The 23329-nt window shown below is 64.1% G+C and carries 24 protein-coding genes and 2 pseudogenes; 22 read left to right on the top strand and 4 right to left on the bottom strand.

What is annotated here, in order from left to right:
* Positions 1-16: 16 nt before the first annotated feature.
* Complete coding sequence (locus G4Z14_RS17335) at positions 17-1114, bottom strand: tyrosine-type recombinase/integrase (protein WP_164628002.1); 1098 nt, start codon at positions 1112-1114, stop codon at positions 17-19.
* A 125-nt stretch (positions 1115-1239) separates the two neighbouring features.
* Between G4Z14_RS17335 and G4Z14_RS17330 the strand changes: the two genes are divergently transcribed.
* Complete coding sequence (locus G4Z14_RS17330; RefSeq protein WP_164628000.1) at positions 1240-2124, top strand: DUF1403 family protein; 885 nt, start codon at positions 1240-1242, stop codon at positions 2122-2124.
* A 2-nt stretch (positions 2125-2126) separates the two neighbouring features.
* On the top strand, positions 2127-2720 hold the full coding sequence (gene scpB / locus G4Z14_RS17325; protein ID WP_164627998.1) for an SMC-Scp complex subunit ScpB: 594 nt from the start codon (positions 2127-2129) through the stop codon (positions 2718-2720).
* Between the two features lie 367 nt (positions 2721-3087).
* Here the strand turns inward: scpB and G4Z14_RS17320 are convergent, their stop codons facing one another.
* Positions 3088-3777 carry a GntR family transcriptional regulator gene (locus tag G4Z14_RS17320; protein WP_164627996.1) on the bottom strand — a complete coding sequence of 230 codons (690 nt, stop codon included), beginning with the start codon at positions 3775-3777 and terminating at the stop codon, positions 3088-3090.
* A gap of 198 nt (positions 3778-3975) precedes the next feature.
* Here G4Z14_RS17320 and G4Z14_RS17315 point away from each other — a divergent pair, with 198 nt between their 5' ends.
* The 11 genes and pseudogenes from G4Z14_RS17315 to G4Z14_RS17265 all read left to right on the top strand — a co-directional run bounded on the left by G4Z14_RS17315 (position 3976) and on the right by G4Z14_RS17265 (position 14400).
* Positions 3976-5163, top strand: a complete 1188-nt coding sequence (locus G4Z14_RS17315; protein WP_164627994.1) for an ABC transporter substrate-binding protein — start codon at positions 3976-3978, stop codon at positions 5161-5163.
* Positions 5164-5217: 54 nt separating this feature from the next.
* Positions 5218-6039, top strand: a complete 822-nt coding sequence (locus tag G4Z14_RS17310; protein ID WP_164627992.1) for an ABC transporter ATP-binding protein — start codon at positions 5218-5220, stop codon at positions 6037-6039.
* Entirely contained in the window at positions 6036-6746 is a 711-nt protein-coding gene (locus tag G4Z14_RS17305; RefSeq protein ID WP_164627989.1) for an ABC transporter ATP-binding protein, read from the top strand. The genes G4Z14_RS17310 and G4Z14_RS17305 overlap by 4 nt, the downstream gene beginning before the upstream one ends.
* Positions 6743-7756, top strand: a complete 1014-nt coding sequence (locus G4Z14_RS17300; protein ID WP_164627987.1) for a branched-chain amino acid ABC transporter permease — start codon at positions 6743-6745, stop codon at positions 7754-7756. The genes G4Z14_RS17305 and G4Z14_RS17300 overlap by 4 nt, the downstream gene beginning before the upstream one ends.
* Positions 7753-9069: a branched-chain amino acid ABC transporter permease gene (locus tag G4Z14_RS17295; RefSeq protein WP_164627986.1), complete on the top strand. Its 1317-nt coding sequence runs from the start codon at positions 7753-7755 to the stop codon at positions 9067-9069. The genes G4Z14_RS17300 and G4Z14_RS17295 overlap by 4 nt, the downstream gene beginning before the upstream one ends.
* A pseudogene (locus tag G4Z14_RS17290) lies at positions 9066-9779 on the top strand (SDR family NAD(P)-dependent oxidoreductase); the annotation flags it as partial. The gene G4Z14_RS17295 and the pseudogene G4Z14_RS17290, both read left to right, overlap by 4 nt.
* A 113-nt stretch (positions 9780-9892) precedes the next feature.
* Positions 9893-11095, top strand: coding sequence for a kynureninase (kynU, locus tag G4Z14_RS17285; RefSeq protein ID WP_164627982.1), 1203 nt, complete (start codon positions 9893-9895; stop codon positions 11093-11095).
* A gap of 60 nt (positions 11096-11155) precedes the next feature.
* Positions 11156-11410, top strand: a pseudogene (locus tag G4Z14_RS17280) (tryptophan 2,3-dioxygenase family protein); the annotation flags it as partial.
* A gap of 101 nt (positions 11411-11511) precedes the next feature.
* Positions 11512-13152 (top strand): AMP-binding protein, encoded by a 1641-nt coding sequence (locus G4Z14_RS17275; RefSeq protein WP_164627980.1) that lies wholly within the window; start codon positions 11512-11514, stop codon positions 13150-13152.
* Between the two features lie 5 nt (positions 13153-13157).
* Positions 13158-13979: an alpha/beta hydrolase gene (locus G4Z14_RS17270; RefSeq protein ID WP_164627979.1), complete on the top strand. Its 822-nt coding sequence runs from the start codon at positions 13158-13160 to the stop codon at positions 13977-13979.
* A 139-nt stretch (positions 13980-14118) separates the two neighbouring features.
* Positions 14119-14400 carry a hypothetical protein gene (locus G4Z14_RS17265; protein WP_164627977.1) on the top strand — a complete coding sequence of 94 codons (282 nt, stop codon included), beginning with the start codon at positions 14119-14121 and terminating at the stop codon, positions 14398-14400.
* Positions 14401-14543: 143 nt separating this feature from the next.
* Here G4Z14_RS17265 and G4Z14_RS17260 read toward each other — a convergent pair whose 3' ends face one another.
* Positions 14544-14876 carry a hypothetical protein gene (locus G4Z14_RS17260; protein ID WP_164627975.1) on the bottom strand — a complete coding sequence of 111 codons (333 nt, stop codon included), beginning with the start codon at positions 14874-14876 and terminating at the stop codon, positions 14544-14546.
* Between the two features lie 399 nt (positions 14877-15275).
* Positions 15276-15620 (bottom strand): hypothetical protein, encoded by a 345-nt coding sequence (locus tag G4Z14_RS17255; protein ID WP_164627973.1) that lies wholly within the window; start codon positions 15618-15620, stop codon positions 15276-15278.
* Between the two features lie 195 nt (positions 15621-15815).
* Between G4Z14_RS17255 and G4Z14_RS17250 the strand changes: the two genes are divergently transcribed.
* From G4Z14_RS17250 to G4Z14_RS17210, 9 genes are all read left to right on the top strand, one after another.
* Positions 15816-16133 (top strand): hypothetical protein, encoded by a 318-nt coding sequence (locus tag G4Z14_RS17250; RefSeq protein ID WP_164627971.1) that lies wholly within the window; start codon positions 15816-15818, stop codon positions 16131-16133.
* 52 nt (positions 16134-16185) lie between these two features.
* On the top strand, positions 16186-16734 hold the full coding sequence (locus tag G4Z14_RS17245) for a lytic transglycosylase domain-containing protein (protein ID WP_321573071.1): 549 nt from the start codon (positions 16186-16188) through the stop codon (positions 16732-16734).
* 15 nt (positions 16735-16749) lie between these two features.
* Positions 16750-17055, top strand: coding sequence for a TrbC/VirB2 family protein (locus G4Z14_RS17240; protein WP_164627969.1), 306 nt, complete (start codon positions 16750-16752; stop codon positions 17053-17055).
* Positions 17055-17321, top strand: a complete 267-nt coding sequence (locus G4Z14_RS17235) for a VirB3 family type IV secretion system protein (protein WP_164627967.1) — start codon at positions 17055-17057, stop codon at positions 17319-17321. The genes G4Z14_RS17240 and G4Z14_RS17235 overlap by 1 nt, the downstream gene beginning before the upstream one ends.
* The gene (locus tag G4Z14_RS17230; protein WP_164627965.1) at positions 17311-19659 is read left to right on the top strand and encodes a VirB4 family type IV secretion/conjugal transfer ATPase; all 2349 of its coding nucleotides are present in this window, start codon (positions 17311-17313) and stop codon (positions 19657-19659) included. The genes G4Z14_RS17235 and G4Z14_RS17230 overlap by 11 nt, the downstream gene beginning before the upstream one ends.
* A 233-nt stretch (positions 19660-19892) precedes the next feature.
* Positions 19893-21008 (top strand): lytic transglycosylase domain-containing protein, encoded by a 1116-nt coding sequence (locus tag G4Z14_RS17225; RefSeq protein ID WP_164627963.1) that lies wholly within the window; start codon positions 19893-19895, stop codon positions 21006-21008.
* A 4-nt stretch (positions 21009-21012) separates the two neighbouring features.
* Positions 21013-21822, top strand: a complete 810-nt coding sequence (locus G4Z14_RS17220) for a type IV secretion system protein (protein WP_164627961.1) — start codon at positions 21013-21015, stop codon at positions 21820-21822.
* Positions 21823-21905: 83 nt separating this feature from the next.
* Positions 21906-22322, top strand: a complete 417-nt coding sequence (locus G4Z14_RS17215) for a hypothetical protein (RefSeq protein ID WP_164627959.1) — start codon at positions 21906-21908, stop codon at positions 22320-22322.
* A complete protein-coding gene (locus tag G4Z14_RS17210; RefSeq protein WP_164627957.1) occupies positions 22322-23326 on the top strand; it encodes a type IV secretion system protein in 1005 nt (334 codons plus the stop codon). Before G4Z14_RS17215 ends, G4Z14_RS17210 begins: the two co-directional genes overlap by 1 nt.
* Positions 23327-23329: the final 3 nt, after the last annotated feature.

Here is a 23329-nt window from a genome sequence, read left to right as displayed (position 1 = left end):
AAGGCACCTGTGCGCATCAGAGTCCCGCGGCCTTGGTCAGGTTGACGCGGAATCTGTCCCTGCGGCGCTGGTAGCGCCGGGTCATTTCGGCGGAGGCGTGGCCAAGCTGCTTCTGGACGTAGCGCTCGTCGACCTCGGCCGAGGAGGCGAGGCCCGCGCGCAGGGAATGGCCCGAGAAGAGGTGGATACGCTCCGCCTCGGGCAGATCCGGGCGCAGGCCCGCCTCGCGGACGCAGGCCTTGATGAGGCGGGCGACATGCTTGTCGGAGAGGCGGTCTGCGGTAGCCTTCAGACCGTTTCGGCTAACGGCGACGAAGACAGGGCCGAAGTCAATCCTGGCATAGTGCAGCCACTGGCTCAGGGCATGGACCGGGCAGGTGGCATCGGCGGAGCCGCGCGCGATCTCCACCTCGCGCCAGCCGGTCTTGCCGCGCAGGGTGAGGAGGGCGCCGTCCTCCAGGATTTCGACCCAGCCGCCAGAGTCGGGCGTGTCGTCCTTGCCATGGTCAAGCGAGACAATCTCTGACCGCCTAAGGCCACCGGCGAAGCCGATCAGCAGGATGGCCCGATCCCTGAGCCCGCGCAGATCATGGGGCAGGGTGGCCAGCATGTCGCGCAGATCCTCCGGCAGGATCGCTTCCTTCTGCGCCGGCGGGCGGGCGTGCTTGCGTTTGATACCGGCCAGCACGCTGGCGATGTGGCGGTCCTGGCGATCGAGCCGCTGCCCGCGCTGCGCATAGCCCCAGGCAAGACCCGACAATCGGCGCTCGATCGAGGCGACCGAGAGGGCAGGGGCCTTTCCCGCCGGCGCCACCAGATCGGCGATGTAGAGGCCGATCAGGGCAGGGGAGGGGGGCAGGGGATCGGCGCCCCGCATCCGGCACCAGCGCGCGAAGGCCGCCCAGTCCTTGGCATAGGCCCGGAGCGTGTTCTCCGAGACCGCCGCCCTGGCATAGTCGCGGGCGGTTTCCACCAGCCGATCCAGCGTGCCGGAGCCAGAGACATTTGAGGGCAGGGCGATCACGCCGCGCGCCGGATCAGCGCTCTCGTCTCCCTCATGGGGATCGGGACCATTTGGCGGCTCTGAAGGCGATTTCTCGGGTGTTTCGCTCATGTCACCGAGGCTATCTTTATGTGTCCGATAATGCAATCTTATTGGACATGAAAACACCGCGCAGACTGCGGCGGTTAGTGCAAGATTATCTGGCCAAAAGCGCCGCGCGTGGATAGGCTCCTGTCATGCCGAACGCTTCCGCGACAGACCCGGGCGACCCTGACAGCATAGCCCCTTTGCCGGGCTGGATCACCTCTGGCCATGGCGAAACCCCCGAAGATGTGCCGTTTTTGTCGGGGGCGGCGCTGGCCCATCTGCATCTTGTGGCGCGGGCGCCAAACCTGCCGCAGGCCTTGTGGCGCGACCGGCTCGCGCTCAACGCAGCCGAGACCTGTGCCGGGTTTGCCGGGCGGCGGGAAGGGCAGGCGGCCCTGCGCGATGCCGCCCATCTGACGCGCCCCGGCGATCATCCAGGGCCGGCCGGCGTGATATTCCGGCAATGGTCGCTCATGGTGGCGCGGCCCATTGCGGGTCAGCATCTGGGCAAGGCCCTTGAGGGGATAGAGCCCGAGCGGATCGCGTTCTGCCTCGATGCGGCGGGGACGCCGGTGGCGCGGGCGGCGATGGCGATCCAGGCGGTGCTGGCCGATGCTCCACGCGCCGAGACCCCGGCGCTGATCCTTGCGGATGCGGTTCTGTCGCAGGCCCTCGGCTGGCGCCACCTCCTGCCGCTTCTCGCCCTCGGCCTCAAGCACCGCGACCTGCGCCTCAGGGGCGACGACCTGCATCTCGCCTGTCATCGGGCGCTGGTCCGCGCGGCGGGGCTGGCGGTGCCGCTCGCCGCCGAATTGACGCGCCGGGCGGCCGGGCTCCGGGCGGTGGCGCCGAAGCTCAGGGCGAAAGGGGCAGGGCGGGCGGTTGAGCTGTTTCTGTCGCGCGATGCGCTGGCATCCTCGGCCTTGGACTTTATGTCGGACCGCGCGGCGCGGCGGCTTTGTGACCGGCTGGTGGAGATCGGGGCCATTCGCGAACTGACCGGGCGGGAGACATTTCGCCTTTACGGGGTCTGATCATGTCACGCGACTGGCACGAAGCAGAATTGGACCGCGAGCTGACCGACCTGCCGCCGGACTTGCGCTGGCGCGAATGGATGCGGCGCATCGAGGCGGTGCTGTTCGCGTCGAGTACGCCGGTTGCGCGGGACGATCTGGCAAGGGTGATCGGGCAGGGGGCATCGATCGACCTGCTGATCGAAGATCTGACGGTCGATCTGGAGGGACGTGCTTTCGAGGTGGCGCGGGTCGGCGCAGGCTGGTGGCTCCGCACGAAACCAGCCTATGCCGCGGCGATCCGCGCCGCGGCGAATGTGGGGGGCCAGGCACTGAATCTGTCGGAGTTCGACCTGGCCGTGCTGGCAGCGATTGCGTTCCACCAGCCGATCAGCCGTGACGGGCTGAAGCACATCTTCGGCAAGGAGATCAGTCGCGATCTGATCGGACGGCTGGCCGAGCGCGACCTGATCGGAATCGGCCCCAGAGAGCCAAGGCGAGGCGCGCCCTACACCTTCGTCACCACCGACACGTTTCTGGCGGTCTTTGGGATGGAGAGCCTGCGCGACCTGCCCGACATGGAGCAGATGGAGGATGCCGGGCTTACCGCGCCTTGACTTCGCACGGGCACGCGAAGTTGCTGCGAATGTCCAGCGGTCGCTGAGTTACATCTTCAGCAAGGCCTTTCAGGCTTCTTGAAGCAAAAGGGGGTATCATGTGCCGTACATGCTTTGAGAGCTTCATTGGGCTTGGCGGAACGAAGACGTTCGTTCTGAACCTCACCAGCCGCCCAACTCTGGAGCTGACGCAAGATGCCCATCCAGGGTGACCAGCGGCATGGATTGCGTGACCAGCATGATGGGCAGAAGGGCCGAGTGAAAGTCGGTGTCGCGCAGCCATTAAATGTGGCATACGAAAGTCAACAAAATCATTGGTTGCTATGCTACCAGACCTTGGTCGGAGAAGATCGAGGAGCGTCTCCACTCAGTGCGGCTCTTGGTCAAGATCATCCAACATCCCGATATGCCCTTGAAACAAGACGACAGCACGCGCCTCGTCTCGGTCGAGCGCGGCGTCCATCAGGGGTGTGTGTTGGTCGATGCCTGAACTGGACCGCAGCGCTGCTAGCAATGCAGCGTCGGTGCGCGGGTCCGACAAGGCGGCCTGGCCCAGGACGATCAGGCGCTGGTGGCGGCGGACTTGGGCGTAGATCTGCGTAAGGAACCGTCCGAGCCACAGGCTGTCACCGCCGCCGACTAAGGCCAGGTGGAAATCCTGGTGCGCGGCCTCAAAGGATTCATAGTCCGCCACCGGCATGCCCTGCGCCAGCACCGGGGCGCGGGCCAAGGTACGATGTGCCAGCAGGACGCGCTTTTGCCATTCGTCATCGCCCTGGTGGATGGAATCGCGCAGCATCTGCGTTTCGATGGCCAGCCGGGCGTGTTGAATATCACGCAGTTCCTTGAAGCTCGCGCCCTTCACCCGGTAACCCCGGTTGCGGACAAGGCTGACCAGATTTTCTCCTTCCAGGCGCGACAGCGAATCACGCAGCGGGGTCCAGCCGAAGCCGTAGCGCGTGGTCAGCGTGGCCACGGTCAGCGGTTCGTCGGGGCGCAAGGCACCTGAGAGGATGTCGCGCTTCAACGTCTCATAGGCTTGATCTGTCTTAGACATTTGCCCTTGCCTTGCCGGTTTCACGCCAATCTGCCGCCTTGAACCAACGGGGTCAACTTCGACTATAGACGTCATATTAGATATAATCTTGACATAGTGTCATAGATTATATTTTATTTGATCGAGCTAGGGAGGCCTTCCCAGGCAAGCCGGCATCGACCGGGGCAAGAACATCCGACCCAACAGCGAGACCTCATGATGAAACACCTTCTTGGAACCCTTCTGATGGGCACGGCTCTTGTGGCCGGCCCCGCATTGGCCGATGACATCAAGATCGGCATCCTGTTCGGGTTTACCGGACCGATCGAATCCCTGACGCCACCGATGGCGGACGGGGCCGAACTGGCGATGAAGGAGGCCGGTGACAGTGGCCTGTTTCTTGGCGGCGACACTGTTTCTTCCGTGCGCGGCGACAGCACCTGCACCGACGCCTCGGCGGCCACGGCGGCGGCCGAGCGGCTGGTTTCGGTGGACAAGATCGCGGCCCTGGTCGGGGCGGATTGTTCCGGCGTGACGACGGCGGTGCTGAACAACGTCGCCGTGCCGAACAACCTTCTTATGATCTCGCCTTCGGCCACCTCCCCCGCCCTCGCGGCGGACACCGACAAGGGGCTGTTCTTCCGCACCGCTCCGTCGGATTCGCGACAAGGCGAGCTTCTGGCCAAGGTGCTAATCGACCGTGGCATCACCAAGGTTGCGGTCACCCATACCAACAACGATTACGGCAAGGGCTTTGCCGAGGCTTTCGATGCGGCCTACACGGCCGCGGGCGGTACGGTGACGCTGGATGCGCCGCATGACGACGGCAAGGCGGATTATTCGGCGGAAGTTTCGGCCCTGTCCGTGGCCGGCGGGCAGGCACTGGTCGTGCTGGGCTATGCCGATCAGGGCGGGCACGGCATTATCCAAGCGTCGCTGGACAGCGGCGCCTTCGACCAATTTGCCGTCGGCGACGGTATGCATTCCGAAAAGCTCATGGCCGATTTCGGGCCGGACCTTAAGATCTTCGGCACCGTGCCGTGGTCGACTGGCGAAGGGGCCGAGAAATTCGCCGCCCTGGCCAAGGCGGCGGGCAAGAACGCCGACAGTTCGTTCGTGCGCGAATCCTACGACGCGGCCGCGCTGATCCTGTTGGCGATGCAGGCGGCGGGCGATCCGGCCAAGGCGGCAGAAAAGGTGATGGATGTCGCCAATGCACCCGGCGAGAAGATTTATCCCGGCGAGTTGGCCAAGGGGCTGCAGATCCTGAAGGACGGTGGTGAGATCGACTATGTCGGCGGTTCGGATGTCGAGATGATCGGCACCGGCGAAAGCGCGGGCAGCTATCGCGAGTTCGAAAACAAGGGCGGTACCTTCGAAACCGCCCGCATGCTGACCGCCGACTGATAGCCCCGCGCCGGGCGGGCCTTTCCGGCCCGGCGCTTGCACCAGGAACTGACTATGCCACAGCCCGATCTTCTTGTCGTGCAGAACCTGTCCATCGCCTTCGGAGGTCTGAAGGCGGTGGACGACATGTCTCTGACCATAAGACGCGGCAGCGTCGCCGGGCTGATCGGGCCGAACGGCGCGGGCAAGTCCACACTGTTCAACCTCATTGCCGGTTACTACCAGCCCGACAGCGGCCGTGTGATGCTCGATGGCGAAGACATCACTGGCCAGCCGCCACATCTCTTGTTCGGCAAGGGCCTGTTGCGCACCTTCCAGATTGCGCGAGAATTCTCCACCCTGACGGCGCGCGAGAACCTGATGATGGTTCCGGCCGGGCAGTCAGGCGAAACTTGGCTTGGCGCCCTTTTGCGCCCCGGGCGGGTGCGCCGCGAGGAACGCGCGCTACGCGAGAAAGCCGACGACATTCTCGACTTCCTACAGATTACCTCCATCGCCGACCTGCCTGCGGGCAGCCTGTCGGGTGGACAGAAGAAGCTTCTGGAGCTGGGCCGCACCATGATGGCCGACCCTAAGATCATCTTCCTGGACGAGGTGGGCGCAGGTGTGAACCGGACGCTGCTTTACACCATCGCTGACGCTATTCGCCGCCTGAACCGCGAGCGCGGCTATACTTTCTGCCTCGTCGAACACGATATGCAATTCATTGCCGAGCTTTGCGACGAGGTGACCTGCATGGCGCAGGGCCGCCTGCTGTCCCGTGGCACGGCGGAAAGCATCCTGTCTGACGAGGCTGTGATCGAGGCCTATCTGGGCCGAGGCCGCGCGGCCAAGGGCACGGGCCTTGCTGGAACCAGGGTGGAGACCATGCCATGAGCTTTCTGAAGGCCGAAGGACTGGTCGGCGGCTACGGCGGCCCGCCCATCCTGAACGGCTGCACCATCGAGGTGGATCGCGGCCAGATCGCCGTCATCGTCGGGCCGAACGGCGCGGGCAAATCCACGGCGATGAAGGCGGTTCTGGGGATGCTGCGGTTGACAGCGGGCCGGGTCACGCTGGACGGACGTGACATCACCTCACTGGCACCGCAGGGGCGGATCCGGGCGGGCCTTGGCTTTGTGCCGCAGACCGAGAATGTCTTCACTGGACTGACAGTGTTCGAAAACCTGCAGATGGGGGCCCTGCTGCGCAAGGACTCGATCGAGGCAACGCTTGACGAGATTTATGCGCTGTTTCCAATCCTTGCCGACAAGCGCCACCAGCCGGCCGGCCAATTGTCAGGCGGGCAAAGGCAGCAGCTGGCAGTTGGGCGGGCGCTGATGACGCAGCCGTCGGTCCTGCTTCTGGATGAACCCACGGCAGGGGTAAGCCCAAATGTGATGGATGAGCTTTTCGACAAGATTACCCGCATCGCGACGCAGGGGCTGGCGGTGCTGATGGTGGAACAGAACGCCGCCGGGGCATTAGAGATCGCCGATACCGGCTTTGTTCTGGTGCAGGGGGCGAACCGTTTCACCGGCACCGGCCGCGATCTTCTGAACGATCCCGAAACGCGGCGCAGTTTTCTGGGGGGACGCGTATGAGCGATGTTCTGAATGGCCTGCTGCACCTGACCAGCATGCTGGTGATCCCCGGTCTGGCCTATGGTAGCCAGTTGGCGCTGGGGGCTCTAGGGGTCACGCTGATCTTCGGCGTCTTGCGGTTTTCCAGTTTCGCCCATGCCGAGGGGCTTTCGTTGGGCACCGCGCTGACCATCCTGTTCACGATCTGGCTACAGGGTCATGGCGTTTCTCTGGGCGTCTTACCCACCGCTCTGCTGGGCATGTTGCTTGCAATGCCGGTGATGGCCCTGATCTTCATCGCCACCGACCGGGCGCTCTACCGCCATTTCCGCCGCATCAATGCAAGGGCCGAGGTTTTCATGATCGTCTCGGCCGGGGTGATGCTGATGATGAACGGGGTTATCCGGCTGATGATCGGAGCCGACGGCCGTGATTTCGAGGATGGCGCCCGCTTCATCGTCTCGGCACGCGGGTTCCGGGACTGGTCGGGACTAGCCGAACCTTTGGTCATCAAGACCTCGCAGATGCTGACCATCGCGGTGGCGGTGCTGGCCACGGCGGGCCTCTTCTGGTTTCTGGGCCGGACGCAGGCGGGCCGGTCGATGCGCGCCTATGCCGACAACCGCAATCTGGCGCTGCTGTCGGGCGTGGACCCTGACCGGATCGTTCGGCTGACTTGGGTGCTGGTCGCGGTACTGTCAGTGTTGGCGGGGGTGCTCTTTGGCCTCGACAAGGGCTATCGCCCGTTCGTCTACCAGCAGCTTCTGCTGCCAATGTTCGCCGCCGCCGTCGTGGGTGGCCTTGGCAGCCCGATCGGCGCCATCGTCGGGTCGATGATAGTGGCGTTTTCCGAACTGGCGCTGACCTTCGCCTGGAAAAAAGCGCTGGCCTACTTCCTGCCCGCTGCAATGGCGCCAGAGAGCATGATGCAGCTTCTGTCCACCGAATACAAATTCGCCGTGTCGTTCCTGATCCTTGTCGTCGTGCTGCTGGTGCGCCCGGCCGGCCTTTACGGAAAGGTTTCCAGATGAGCCGCACTGTTTTGCTTTATGCCGCGATGGCGGCGGCGCTTCTCGCGGTTGGTCTGCTGCAAAGCTGGCCACTTGCCCTGACCATCCTGAATCTGTGCCTGATTTCCGTCGTCATGGCCCTGGGCGTCAACGTGCAATGGGGCGTGGCCGGGATGTTCAACGTTGGCACCATGGGGTCGGCTGCGGCGGGCGGGCTGGCGGTGGTGCTGGTCTCGGCCCCGCCAGTGCGGGCGGCTTGGACGACAGGCGGCGGCAGGCTTGCCATTGCGGCGTCGATCCTGCTGGCGACGACCGCCTTGGCCGTGGTGATCTGGCGCGGGCTTTCCGGCAATCCATTGCTTCGCGGCGTAGCGGTCGCGGCAACGGGTCTGGGCGGCGTGCTGCTGGCTCAGCACTGGTTCCTGCCCGCGACGGCAGCGATCGAGGCGGTGGACGCGGCGAGCGCGGGCTATCTGGGCGGCCTCGGCCTGCCGGTCGCGCTGTCCTGGGTCGTCGGCGGGATTTTCGGCGCGGCGCTGGCCTGGCCGATCGGGCGGCTGACGGCGGGGCTTCGGTCGGATTACCTTGCGGTGGCCACCTTCGGCATCTCGGAAATCATCCTAGCGGTTCTGCGCAACGAGGAATGGCTGGCGCGCGGGGTGAAGAACGTCACTGGCCTGCCGCGCCCGGTGCCCTACGAGACGGACCTGCAAGCCGCGATCTGGGTTCAGGACCTGTCGGCCTGGCTGGGCTGGCCGCTGCGCGACACGGCGTCAGTTCTGGTGAAGCTGGCCTATGCGGCATGGTTTCTGGCCGTGCTGCTGGTGATCTGGTGGGCGTTGGACCGGCTTTCCCACGCGCCCTGGGGCCGGATGATGCGTGCAATTCGCGACAATGAAGAGGCGGCCCGCGCCATGGGCAAGGATGTCGCCCGTCGCCACCTGCAGGCCTTCGTCCTTGGCTCGGCCATCGTCGGCATCGGCGGGGCAATGCTGGTGACGCTGGATGGCCAGTTCACCGCCGGCAGCTATCAGCCGCTGCGCTTTACCTTCCTGATCTGGGTGATGGTGATCGTCGGCGGATCGGGCAACCACCGGGGCGCGATCCTTGGCGCCTTCCTGATCTGGTTCGTCTGGGTCCAGGCCGAAACTGCGGGCCTGTGGCTGGCCGCGACGGGCGCCACCCTGCTTGCCCCCGACAATCCCATCCGCCTAGCACTGGAAGCAGGCCCGGCCCAGTTGCGCTACGTACTCATGGGGCTGATCCTTGTTCTCGTGATGCGTTTTTCCCCGCGCGGGCTGATCCCCGAAGCAACCCCGGAGCCGCCGAAATGACTGCCGATCTTCTGTCTCCCTTCAATCTGACCGGTCGCATCGCACTTGTCACCGGTGGCTCAGGCGGCATCGGCCGCGCCTGTGTCGAGCGTCTGGCGGCCTATGGCGCTACAGTCGCGTTGACCTTCGTGGAGGGCGTGGAAGACGCCGCGCGCGTGCTGGCAGGCTTTGGCGATCTGCCGGTGACGGCGCATCCCTTGGACCTGCGCGACGCAGATTCGATCCGGCGCTGCATCGCTGGCGTGGCGGCACAGCATGGCCGTATTGACATCCTGGTGAACAACGCTGCCGTGGGGACGGCCACGGTCGCGGCGTTTTCCGACGATCCGGGCACGCAGGACAGCCTGATGCTGGCCATCAATGCTGATGGCACGCTGAAGATGTGCCAGGAGTTTCTGGCCCTGCCGGGCGGACCGGGGCGCAAGCTGATCAACATCAGTTCCGTCGGCGGCGGCATCACCGCATTTCCGGGCTTCCGGCTCTCGGACGGCATGAGCAAGGCCGCCGTCGCCTTCCTGACCCGTCAACTTGCCGCCGAGGCGGTGCATGACGAGGTAGATGTCTTTGCCATCTGTCCCGGCGCCACCAATACGCCGATGTTCCAGGCAAGCACCCTGTCGAAACTGTCGACTGAAACCTTGTCTGGTTTTCTGGCAGGCCTTCCGAAGGGCCGGCTGATCGAACCGGCGGAAATCGCGGCACTCGTGCATTTCCTGTCCGGCCCATCGTCGCGGGTGCTGCACGGGGCGGTGCTGGATGCCTCGATGGGGCTGGGTGTGCGACCCGGCCTGCTTTCGGAACAGGCGTAAGGAGTGAACACGCGATGACAACCGATTTCGACGCCACCCGCCGCCTGTTCGATCTGCCCGAGGGGATCGTCTATCTGGACGGCAACTCGCTGGGGCCGCTGCCACGCGGCGTTGCCGACCGGCTTGCCCGAACCGTCAGCGCCGAATGGGGTCAGATGCTGATCACCGGCTGGAACCGCGCGGGATGGATCGGCCTGCCTGCCCGCGTAGGAAACCGGATCGCCAAGCTGGTCGGCGCCGAGCCAGACAGCATCGTTATGGGCGATACCCTTTCGATCAAGGTCTACCAGGCCCTTGCCGCGGCGCTGGAGATGAATGCCCCGCGCGGGATAATCCTGTCGGACACCGGCAATTTCCCTTCGGACCTTTACATCGCCGAAGGCCTGGCGCGCACGCTGGGCCGCGATGTCAAGCTGCGCCTAGTCGCCCCCGAGGATCTGGCCGCGGCGCTAGACGACACGGTTGCGGTCCTGCTGGTCACCGAGGTGGATTACCGCACAGGGCGTCGGCACGACATGCGTAACCTGATCGCCCGCGCGCAGGCGCTTGGCGTCCTGACCGTCTGGGATCTGGCCCATTCCGCCGGGGCTTTCCCGGTGCATCTGGCCGCCTGCAATGCCGATTTCGCGGTAGGCTGCTCCTACAAGTATCTGAATTCCGGCCCAGGAGGCCCGGCCTTCATCTACGTCGCCCCCCGCCATCAGGACCGCGCCCGCCCGGCACTGTCTGGCTGGATGGGGCATGCGGTACCCTTTGCCTTCGACCTTAGCTATCGTCCGGCCTCGGGCATCGAGCGGATGCGCGTGGGCACACCGCCGATCCTGCACCTTGCCGCCCTCGACGCCGCCCTCGACGTCTGGGAGGGCGTTGATCTGAACGACCTTCGCACCCGATCGTTGGATCTGGCCGACCTGTTCATCCGGCTGGTCGAAATGTCTTGCCCCGAATTGATTCTTGCCACGCCCCGCGCCCCGGACCTACGCGGCAGCCAAGTCTCGCTCCGCCACCCGGAAGGCTATGCCATCATGCAGGCGCTGATCGCGGAAGGGATCATCGGCGATTTTCGGGCGCCCGACATCCTGCGCTTTGGTATCACGCCGCTTTATGTCCAAGAGGAAGACATCCGGCGTGCGGCTACGGTCTTGGGCCGCATCATGTCTAACCGCCTTTGGGATCAGCCCGAGTTTCGCAAACCGGTCCGCAACACGGTGACCTGAACAGATTTCAACGCGCACAGTGTGAGGGAAAGCTTAAACTTGGGATGGGCCTGGCAGCCCGACGAGGCGGTGATGCAGGTCTGGGCCATCGTCTACCGCGACCCCGAAGCCCATTGGGAAGCCTATGAACTGGCCGAAAAGCTGGTGGATTTCGAGGATTACTTCCGCCGCTGGCGGTTCAACCATGTGACCACGGTGGAGCGCGTCATCGGCTTCAAGCGCGGCACCGGCGGCACGGCGGGCATTTCCTACCTGCGCCGGATGCTCGAGGTCGAGCTGTTCCCCGAGCTTTGGCACGTCAGGACCGAGCTTTAGACCGGCGGCAAGACATCGGCGCGCGCGGGGCCGTTCTCGCGCGGGCCCCAGCAAGACAGGGCCGGGCCCACGCCCGGCGGCAGACAACACGGGAGTTCTTCATGCTTGGTCCCACGGGGCACATCGATTCCTTTACCCGCGACCGCCTGCCCGCCGCGGCGGACTGGCCCGACATCTTGCCGCCGCCCGTCGCCTATCCCGACTGGCTGAACGCCGGCGTCGAACTGACCGACCGCATGGTCGAGCGCGGTTTCGGTGACCATGTCGCGCTGATCGGCAATGGCCGCAGCCGCACCTACAAGGAGCTGACCGACTGGTCGAACCGCATCGCGCATGCGTTGGTGGAAGATTACGGAGTGAAGCCCGGCAACCGCATGCTGATCCGCAGCGCCAACAACCCGGCCATGGTGGCCTGCTGGCTGGCCGCGACCAAGGTGGGCGCGGTGGTGGTCAACACCATGCCGATGCTGCGCGCGGGCGAGCTGGCCAAGATCGTCGACAAGGCCGAGATCAGCCATGCGCTGTGCGACACCCGGCTGATGGAGGAACTGGTCGCCTGCCAGAAGGAAAGCCGCTTTCTGAAAACCGTGATCGGCTTTGACGGCACGGCGAACCATGATGCCGAACTGGACCGGATCGCGTTGAAAAAGCCGGTGCGCTTTGCGGCCGTGCCGACCGGGCGCGACGATGTGGCACTGCTCGGGTTCACCTCGGGCACCACGGGCGAGCCGAAGGCGACGATGCATTTCCACCGTGACCTGTTGATCATCGCCGACGGCTATGCCGCCGAGGTTCTGGGTGTCACGCCCGAGGATGTCTTTGTCGGCTCGCCCCCGCTGGCCTTTACCTTTGGCCTTGGCGGCCTCGCGGTGTTTCCGCTGCGCTTTGGCGCGGCGGCGGCGTTGCTGGAGCAGGCAAGCCCCCCCAACATGATCGAGATCATTCAGGAGCATAAGGCCACGATCTGCTTTACCGCCCCGACCGCCTATCGGGTGATGCTGAAGGCGATGGACGAGGGGGCTGATCTGTCCAGCCTGCGCGCCGCCGTCAGCGCCGGCGAGACCCTGCCCGCGCCGGTCTACGACGAATGGATGGCCAAGACCGGCAAGCCGATGCTGGACGGAATCGGCGCGACCGAGATGCTGCACATCTTCCTGACCAACCGCTTTGACGACCACCGCCCCGGCTCTACCGGCAAGCCGGTCAAGGGATACGAGGCTCGGATCGTCGGCGAGGACATGGCCGAACTGCCGCGCGGCGAGGTCGGGCGGCTGGCGGTGCGCGGGCCGACCGGCTGCCGCTATCTGGCCGACGACCGGCAGCGCAAATATGTGCGCGGTGGCTGGAACCTGACGGGCGACAGCTTTTGGCAGGATGCCGAGGGGCGTTTTCACTTTGCCGCGCGGTCCGACGACATGATCATCAGCGCCGGCTACAACATCGCGGGGCCCGAGGTCGAGGCGGCGCTCTTGTCGCATCCGGCGGTGCTGGAATGTGCGGTGATCGGGGCGGCCGATGCCGACCGTGGCCAGATCGTCGAGGCGCATGTCGTGCTGGTCGAGGGGAAGGCGGGCGATGCGGCCATGGTCAAGCTGCTGCAGGACCATGTGAAAAAGGTGATCGCCCCCTACAAGTACCCCCGCCGCGTGGTCTTTGCCGCCGTCCTGCCCAAGACGGCGACGTGCAAGCTGCAACGGTTCCGACTGAAGGACGCCTCGGTGGCCGGTCAATGCAGGAGGTGACCACAATGCGGGATTGGGACGACGCCTTCGCCAACAGCGCCTATATCCCTCAGTCCGAGGCGTTGCCTAGGCTTTGGGCGAAACAGGCGCAAGACTATCGCGCCGGTCTGGGGCCGAAATTTCGCGCCGACCTGCGCTATGGACACGGCGCGCGGCAGGTCTTCGACCTTGTGCTGCCGGATCAGGTGCCGCGCGGGCTTATGGTCTTTGTTCATGGCGGCTACTGGCTAGCCTTCGGCAAGTCGGACTGGTCGCATTTGGCCGAAGGGGCGCGGATGCGCGGCTGGGCGGTGGCCTTGCCGCAATATACCTTGGCCCCCAAGGCCGGGCTGCCCGACATGGTGCTGGAGGTGGCGCGGGCAATAGTCCGGGCCGCCGGGGAAATCCCAGGTCCTATCCGCTTGGCGGGGCACTCGGCCGGCGGCCATCTGGTGGTACGCATGATCTGCGACGACAGCCAACTGCCCGACGCGATCCTCGGTCGACTCGACCGAGTGGTTTCGATCAGCGGTCTGCATGAGCTTCGGCCACTTCTGAAGACCCGAATGAACGACACGCTGCAGTTGACGGATAGCATCGCCAGCGCCGAAAGCGCGATCCTGCATCGTCCCCATCCCCTGGCCAGAGACCTGACCTGCTGGGTGGGCGCCGGTGAGCGCCCCGAGTTTCGCCGTCAATCGCGCCTTCTGTCGGAAATCTGGAGCGGGCTGGACCTGCCGGTGCGTCTGGAGGAGGAGCAGGGCAAGAACCACTTTTCGGTCATCGACGGACTTTCCAATCCAAACTCGGCGCTGGTTGGCGCCATTCTATCTCCTGCCGCGAGCTGATGGTCGCGGCAACGGGCGTTCCCTTCCGAAACACCTGCGACAATTGAGAGTTCTGCGCGCCGGGAGATTATTCTACTCGCGCCAACAGGCGTAAATGATGCAACAGGGGTCAAATTTGCGCGTCGAAACACACATGGGAGTGCCAAGACTGATCGGATGCCGCCGCATCTGGCTTCCTTTGGCCTTTCAGAGGGCATTGCCGGTGCTGGCGGGCGGCACCTTCCTGCGGATGAAGGCAAAGCAGCCAATCGCAGCAATTTCGATTCTTGATACCTATGGCGTGGCCCGGCGCATCACTGAGGACACACTGATCGTTTATGAGCCACTGCTGCTCCTTGCCGCAATCTCCATGATCTTGGCTGGGGCAATTGTAGCTGTCTTCCGGAAGCTGGTACGTCGCGAGCCGACCCGTGTGGTATGATGTGCGAAATTATGTGTGGTGGCCCTTCTTTGGGCCCTAGTATCCGTGCTCGACCCATCCCGAGCCTTTTACTCCATAAAGGTTCAATGAATCCAAAGCTATTCCTCAGAGGCGCTTGGGAGGTCACAAGTATTGCCAGAACCTCAATACTCCACCATCTCCGTTCCCTTCGTCCCCTCATAGTCCCGCCACTCCAATCCCACCCCCCGAAACCGCGCATCCGAGCACTGCGCGTAGCTCGTATTGAACACCCAACCGGGCACGTCCTGCACCTTGGCCCGGCGCCAGTCGAAGGCGCCGGAGGCGTCATAGCTGCCGATCGAAAACCTGACATTGACGTTACAGTCGCCATCATGGTTGCGGTGCCGGCTATAGGTCAGGTCATAGACCTTGATCCCCGAGAGATAGCTCTCGATCGTGCTGTCGTAGACCAGCGTGGCATCCGACTGACGGCGCGGCGGGCGAGGGGTGCTCATGACCGCAACCGGGACCACCGGTGCCTGAGTCCTGTCCGGCCCGAAGCCAAAGCTCGCGTGCATCGGACAACGCCAGAGTTGCAGCGGCGGCTCGATGGGCCAGGGCGTGATGCGGCGGATCATTTCGGCCCGGGCGGCGGTGCAGGGCGCGCTCGGCGGGAAACCTCCCGCCATGCACAGCAGGATCGCGCAATCGATCTGATAGGCGCTAGCGGGGGCCGTCGTGGAAATCACCGTTGCAAATGCAGCTGTGAGAAGAAGGGCCTGGGTCCGGACTTGCATCATTTGGGGCTCCGATTGGAGGTCGTGGTCTCCGACCTGTCCGCAGCAGGTTACGGTTGTCGTGGCGTCTCTGCAACATTTGAAGATAACGTATTTGTTTTCATCATTTGCAGTCGCCTACAAGAAGTTTTCACAGAGCGCGGCGCCCTCGGCCATGACGCGCGCCCGCTCTGCGTCAAGACACTGGGTGCAATGTGTTATATCACTGAAATAGCTTTTAAAATCAGAAAAAGGCTCCACTCTGAACCCCTGGAGATCGGCTTGGGGAAGCGCGTTATAGGGCGGCTCGGGCGGAACGCAGCCTTCAGCAATGCCTTGAGCGAAAGAGGGCAGAGGGCCTTGCATCAGGACAACCACGGCGATAGCTTCCGGCCACTGCAATCCACCGAGGCAGCGCGTGACCAGACGCAGGGAATACCTGTAATATGTTGATTGTGCTCTTATTTTGTGAAGTCTGGTCATGCTTTCTCGCCTTTTCTCAGCCATTCGATCCGCTTCCGGGCCGCCGCCATGGCGTAAAGGCCGAATCGCTATCTTCAAATATATCTGTTTTCATCATTCATATTCGAATGATGTATGCCTCTTTCGGCAAGTGGAGCCGAAAGAAGAAATCATCTATGACTTGGGGCCAAAGTCCACTCTTGACCAAAGGCTCCCATGCGCAAGCGAAGGATATTACCCGTGCTTAGGGAAGCAGAGTTCCGCGCTGCCGTGGCTGAGCCCGGCGCGTGGGTCGAGATCGAATGCGTGGAAGCCCCGGATCCGGTCAAGCGCTATCGCGGCCAGTGGGTGTTCTACGTCGTGCGCGGACCCGAGGAGCGCTGTGTGCTGGTCAAGACCAACGCGCATGAGCGGATCATCAATACGATGGAAGGCGTGGTGGCTTTCGCCGCGACCAAGCTGGAACTCGACTCGGTCTCGATTCCTCTGGTTGCTGGCGGCATCAATTCTGGGATGCGCTCCCGCTCGAAGTGAGGTCATCCACTGGGGCGGGAAAGAGGTCGCGGTACCGCCAAGCGATGCCTTCGTGCTGCGCTATGATGACCGTGGTGCGCTGATCCAGCCTGAGCCGACGAAACTTGCCGTTGAGGCGGGGCAGGGGGAAGACGCGGATCTTGTCTCCGATGACCTTCCGGCTCGCAGCGCCCGGCTGGCCGAGGTGATGCCCGCCCTCCGCCTCGTCTCGGCCCGCCATCAGGACGATCCCGCACTGGCGGGCCTCGGACTCAGCCCGACCGAGTGGTCGGCCTTGTTCCAGGCGATGATCCGGGTCGAAAGCGGCTACAACCCGTCTGCCGTCAGTCCGGCCGGAGCCCGCGGTCTCGCCCAGCTGATGCCGGGAACTGCCGCCTATCTCCGCGTCGACATTGACGATCCGCTGCAGAACCTCGACGGCGGTGCCCGCTATCTCCTCGAACAGATGGAAGAGTTCGGCAGCCTCGATCTGGCACTCGCCGCCTACAACGCTGGCCCCGAGGCGGTGCGCGCCTATGGCGGGGTGCCACCCTACAGCGAGACCCAAAATCACATCCGCCGCGTCATGGCGGAATATACCCGCCTTCTCGGCTCAACCTGAACTGGACCCTTTCGCATGAACATGACTTACCGCCAGATCGCTTTCGTCCTCTCAGCTTCCGCCCTTGTGCTGGCCGTCACCCAACCGGCCCTCGCCCAGACCATCGATTTCAGCAAGGCCGAGGGCGTCACCACCGGCGTGCTGACAACGCTGCGCGGCGCCTTCTCGACGGCTTTCTTCGGCATCGCCTTCGTCGTCACTGGCTTCATGGCCGCCTTTAACCGGATCTCCTGGGCCTGGGTGGCGCTGGTGGTCGTCGGCGCCTTCTTCGTCTTCGCCGGTCCCGCCATCGTCGCCAACCTGCGTTCGGCCTTCTCCTGATGGAAAAGACCCCGGTGATTCTCGGGCTTTCGCGGCAGGCCAGGTTCCTCGGCCTGCCCTTGCCCTATGCCATGATGGTCGGCGGGCTGACGGTGATGCCCTTCATCCTCTTCAAGGGCGCCTTGTGGCTGCTGACCTGTCCGCTCTGGTATTTCGGGGCGCGGATCGCGGCGGCGATCAACCCGAACGGTCATCAGGTGCTCGGGGTTGTCCTGATGAAGACCACGCGCGAGACCTTCCGGAAGGGGCGGCTGCATGTGTCCTGATCTGGCGGGCCCGCAACTCTCGGCGCGGGCGAAATCTGTGCAGCGGAAAGACCGCAAGCTTCATGCCCATCTGCCCTATCTGGTGGAAGTGGATGATGAGGTGGTGCGCAGCCGCGACAATGCGCTGATGCTGTCGCTCGAGATCTCTGGCATCGACGGCTTCACCGCGGCGCCGCAGAGCATTGCTGCCCTGCGCAGCCAATTGGCCCAGCTCCTCGACGGCCTCGATGATCGTTTCACTTTCTACATTCATCGCATGATGAAGAAAGCGGAAGTGGGATTGCGGCCCTTGATAGGGCAGGGCTTTGCCGCCGACATCGAGGCAGCCTGGCGCAACCACCTCGCCGCCAACGATCCGCAGGACTTCGTGCTGGTGATCACCATCGTGCGCCGGCAGCAGGTGCCGCTGAAAGTGCCGTTCTTCGCCCGGGCCGCGCGCCGCGCCTTTGCCGAAGATACCCAGCGGCGCCTCGAGGCCTTGCGCGAAGTGACCTCGATCTTGGAAACCGGCCTCGGCATTGCCACGCGGCGGCTGAAGGTCAGCGACGGCTCGTTGATCGGCTTCTATTCGGCGCTGACCTCCGGACTGCTGCGGCCGGAGTTTCGCGGCCGGGCGACGCTGATCGCCGAAGACGCGGCGAATGTCTCCGTCAGCTTCCACAAGGGCCATGTGCAGATCCATGACGGAGCAGGGGAGACGCGCTACGCCGCTGTGATCCATGTCCGCAATTACGCAACGGCAACTTGGCCCGGCATGCTTGATGCGCTCGATGCCAGTATCGGCACGATCATCGCGCACAGCTACACGCCGATTGACCGCAATACGATCTCGGAACGCGCCCGTCGCAAGACCGCGCAGATGAAGGCCGCCGATGACATGGCGGTCTCGATCGAGCGCCAGCTCTATGAGGCAGCCGATGCGGTCGAAAGTGGCCTCATGGGCTTTGGCGATCACCAGATGACGATCACGGTCTTTGCAGAGAGCCTCCGCCAACTCGACGAACAGGTGGCGCGCATCAGGGGCATCGGCCATCAGGCCGGGTTCCGTCTTGAGCGCGAAGTCTTCGGGCTGCCCGCAACCTTCTTTGCCATGCATCCCGGCAACATGGATTACCGGATGCGGGTCATGACAGTGGCCTCGACCAATTTCGCCGACATGGCAGCGTTCCATGCCGCCGACACCGGCAGCAAGGCGGCAAACCTGCCGTGGGGCACACCGATCACCGCCTTCGAGGCGGTGCAGGGCAGCCTGCACCGGTTTTCCTTCCACGAACCGGGCGATCCGAACTCCGAGCCGACCGTGGGTCATACCCTGGTTCTCGGCCGCTCCGGCGGCGGCAAGACCACCACCGTCGCCTTCTTGGTCGCCCAGGCGCAAAGGGCAAGGATCCGCACCATCCTCTTCGACAAGGAAGCCGGTCTGAAGATGGCCGTCACCGCACTTGGCGGTCGCTATGCCGAGATCAAGGCCGGACAGCCGACCGGGCTCAACCCCCTCGCGACCGAAACCGGCGAGCGCGGCGAAGCCTGGCTCCTCGACTGGTTCTCGGCCCTCCTCGATGCCAGCGGCGCGCGGCTGACGCCGCAGCAGTCGGACGAGCTGAAACGCGCGATCCGGCAGAACGCCAATGTGCCCGTAGCACTGCGCAACTTCCGCGACTTCCAGACCCTGCTCGGTGATGTCGGCGACGGCCGCGATCTCGCCATGCGGGTCGGCGAATGGGGGCCGGATGGGCGCTACGCTTGGGTCTTCGGTCCGGCTGCAGCGCCGGTGGTCGATTTTGCCGCCCAGGACATCACGGCGGTCGATCTCACCGAGATTCTCGATCTCAAGACCGAGCGCACAGCGGTGCTCGCCTATCTCTTCCGCCGCATCGAGATGCTGATCGAGGAAAAGCGCCCAACGCTGATCGTGATCGACGAGGCCTGGAAGGTGCTCGACGACGATTACTTTTCCGCCAAGCTCGCTGAATGGCTGGTCACCGCGCGGAAGAAGAATGTCGTCGTGGTGATGATGACGCAGTTCCCGAGCCAGATCCGGCAAAGCCGGGCGCGCTCGGTACTGGAGGCGCTGCCGAACCAGCTCCTCTTCCCGAACCCCGAAGCCGATGGCCGCGACTATGAGGATTTCCGGCTGACCGAGGGTGAGCTGGGCTTCGTCCTTTCCGGCGAAATCGGCCGCAGGCTGGTCCTTTGCCGCTCGGCGCGCGGCTCGACGGTTCTCGATGTCGATCTGAAGGCGCTCGGCCCCTTGATCACGGTGCTGGGTGGCGGTCGCGCCGGTCAGGCCGCCTTTGGCGATGACTACGGATCACGCCCGAAATTTTGGAAGGAATGATTATCAAATGAAATCAATATATTACACAAGAACTATTATCGGATTCGGATGTTTGGCCCTTTCCGGCTGTGCCGAGGCCCCGATCGCCAAGACCAATTGTTGGGTTGCGGCGACGCAAACCACTGCCTCCTCCAAGGGCATCGTATCACGCGCTGCAGCTTCGCCAAGTGACCTGAGTGCCGGACCCGATGATGCGGCTGCCTGCGAATAGGGTTGTCTCAATGGCGTTGCGGTTGAGACCGGCAGAGCTCGCGCTGCTGGCGGTACTCTCTTGCGCGCCGCTGGCCGGGCATGCCCAAGGCGTGCCAACGATCGACGGCAAAGCGCTGGTGCTGCAAGGCAGTCAGGTCAGCGAAGAGGCCGCACTGCGCACCAAGCTTGAGGCCGAGAGTCTCAAGCGCGATCGGCTCGGTGAACTCAGCGACGAGCAGGTCGCGGCCCTGGAGCAAACCCTGGCGATGCTGACCGGCTCCTCCGCCTTCATCGGCGATCTCGAAGGTCTGGGCGGCGGTCTCGCCGCTTCCGAGGCCTATGCGATCGACGACAACAACCCCTATGCCGGCAGGCTCTTTGGCGATGCGCGTCAGACCATCGAGGAGATGATCATCGAGACCGCCAAACGCTATGGCAATCACCCAGCCCTCGTCCGTGCCGGGATCAATCCGGTCGAGTTCCGCTGCTGGTTCCAGGGGTTGGTCAAGCAGGAGAGCGGGTTTTCCATCGGGGCGCGCAGCCCGGCGGCGGCCTTCGGCCTGACCCAGATCATTCCCGACACCGCGAAATATCTCGGGGTCTATCCGGCCTATTATGACGACCCGCAGCTGCAGCTCGACGCCGGTGCCCGCTATCTCCTCGAGCAGCTCAGCGCCTTCGGCTCGATGCCCTTGGCGCTTGCCGCCTATAACGCCGGTCCCGGTGCGGTGCAGAAATACGGTGGCATCCCGCCTTATCAGGAGACGCAGGACTACGTCGTCCGCATCACCGCCAATTACAACGCCTATGCCGCCAAAATCGACGGCGTCGATACGGTGGGCTCGCTCGATCCGGCCGATATGGTGATTGCGGAGGCGAGCAACGTTGCCGATGCAGGGCTGCATTACGGCATGGACTCCGCCGCGACGCTCGCCGACGCCATGGGCCGGCTGAAGGCCATCATCGAGAAGATCCCGAACACGACCACCACCAAGGAAGCGCTGGATCTCAACACCTATGCCCGCGCCGAAGTGGTGCGCATCGCCGCCGTGGTCGAACGGCTGAAAGCCGCCCGGGCGAAGGTCGATGCGGCCCGCAATGCCCTGTTGCTGCAGGCCTATGCCGCTGACGCGCAGTTCCTCAAAGTGAAGGAGTGACCCTATGCGATCGAAACCCCTGCCCCGGAAACTCGCGCGCTTCGCTGCCGCCAGCCTTCTCGCGCTCGGACTCGTCGGCAGCCCGGTTCTTGCCCAGGGCGTGCCGACCATCGATACCAGCAATCTTGCCAAAATGATCGAGGTGCTGGCCGAGGCGAAGCTGCAGTTGAAGGAAGCGATCGCCCAGAATCTCAAGCTCGACGACCAGATCCTGAAGCAGATCGAACAGATCAAACTTCTCGGCGATCAGTTGAAATCGCTCACCGAGAGCTTGAGCCAGTTGAAGCTGGAGTTCGACCCCAAGACCTTCCTGCAAGATATCCTGCCGGATTTTTCCGACCTGACCGCCGCCGTCACCGCCGCCAAATCCGGCGACTGGTCCTCTGTGCTGAGTTCCGGCGCCTTCAGCGGAGGCGGCTCGGTCAGCGCCCATGTCGACAGTTTCTTTGAAAGCGCCGGGCTCGACCGCGGCACGGTTGACACGCTGGCGGGCAGCACCGATCCTTCCGTCGCGCGGATCGGCACCGAAGCCAATACCAGCGCCTTCCTCTCGGTCGCGGCCGAAGCCTCGGCGCAGGATGCCAAGGAAAGCCTCGGACGGGTCGACCGGCTGGTGCAGGAGATCCCCGAGACCGAGGGGCTGAAGGCTTCGATCGACCTCAACACCCGCGTTACGGCGGAACTCGCCATTGCGCTTGCCAATATCTGGTCGATGGAGGCGGTGCAGACCGTCGGCATGGGCGAGGCCGGGGTGATGGATGCCGCCAGCGCTGCCGATGAACGCAAGTTCCTGAAAGTGAACGGCGGCGAATGATGCGCGGCAGCCCTTCCCCTTCCCGGTCAATCCTCGGAGCCTTCGCGGTTCTGGCAGGCTTCGCGTCCTGGTCTGGCCCAGCCATGAGTGACGAAACCATCCCTGCCGCCCCAACCGACGAACAGGCCTTCCTCCGGGTCCGCCCCCTGCCCGAGGGTCTGGAGAAGATCGAACCGATCCCGGGAGCGGTCAATGTCCGCTTCCTCGACTGCGCGGCGTCCTGGCCGGAAGGCTACAAAGTGCATCGCACCGCAGGTTCCAAGAGGGAAGGCTATGCCCGCAAGCGCGACATCTATCTCTATCTGCAGGCAAGCCAGGCCTATGAGGCGCGCGATTGCGGTTGCGCCGGCAAGGTAGCGCCCTGGGAGCCGGTCGAAGCGATCTATGCCGGGTTGCAGCACGAGTTCGGCGAAGTGACGCAAGCGCAGACCGCCACCTATGCCTCGGCGGCAGCGCGCCTCATCGATGCCGTCGAAATGATGTGCCAGGGCCGGTTCTGATGGATCTGGTCTCCACCATGCTCGGCCAACTCGATACCGCGATCCTCGCGACCGGTCAGACTTTCTTCGAGACCACCGCCCGCTCGCTCGGCCCCCTCTTCACGGCCTTCCTCACCCTCCTCCTCGTTCTGGTCGGGATCAACTCCGCGCTGAACGTCTACCGGATTTCGATGCGCGATGCGGTCCAGCTCTCGATGCGCATCGTGTTGGTTCTGATGTTCGGCCTCTCCTGGGCCAATTTCTCGACGCTCTACGATGCTTTTTCCACCGCCTCGGGCAATCTGGCGCTCTCCTTCTTCGGCGTCACCGGCCATGGCCTTGCCGGAGGGACCGCCTATCAGGCGATGGACGGGTTTTCCGACCAGATGGCGACCACCGTCGACGCAGTCTCCGAGGCCCAGGGCTCGATCATGCGCGGCGTGATCTCCGCCATGCTCTATGCCGTTCTCGCGCTTCTGATGGCGGCCTATATCCTGATCGTCGCCTTCGCCAAGATTATGATCGCCTTCCTCCTCGGCGTCGCCCCGCTCGCGATCTTGGTCACGATCTTCGAGAAATCGAAGAACCTTTTCGAGGCCTGGCTCTCCGCCTTGATCGGCTACCTGCTGTATCCGATCGCCGCCGCCGCGATCATCGGCACGGTGATTACGGTCGCCGACAAGAATTTCACCGCCGCCAGCGAGGTCGACAATATCGGCGCCATCCTCGGCTTCCTGGTGATGTGTTTTGTCGGTTTCTTCGCGCTTCGCACCATTCCCCAGGCGGTCGCCAATATCACCGGCCAGGTCAACCTTGCGAACCTCGCGCCGCAAGCCCTCCGCGTCGTCGGCAAACCCCTGGTGAAAGCCTCCGAAGTGGCCAGTCCGCGCCTGCGCGAATTCGGCTCGGGCTTCCGCCACGGCATGACCTCCGGCCTCGCCGAGCGGGACCGCGACCGCAGCTATGCCGACCTGGGCCGGGCGGCGCGCGCCAAGCTCGCGGCCTTCGCCAAAGCCAGAGATTGAGAG

The sequence above is a fragment of the Tabrizicola oligotrophica genome (genome assembly GCF_011008935.1).
Lineage (GTDB): Bacteria > Pseudomonadota > Alphaproteobacteria > Rhodobacterales > Rhodobacteraceae > Tabrizicola_A > Tabrizicola_A oligotrophica.
This window is presented reverse-complemented; position numbering and strand designations above follow the sequence as displayed.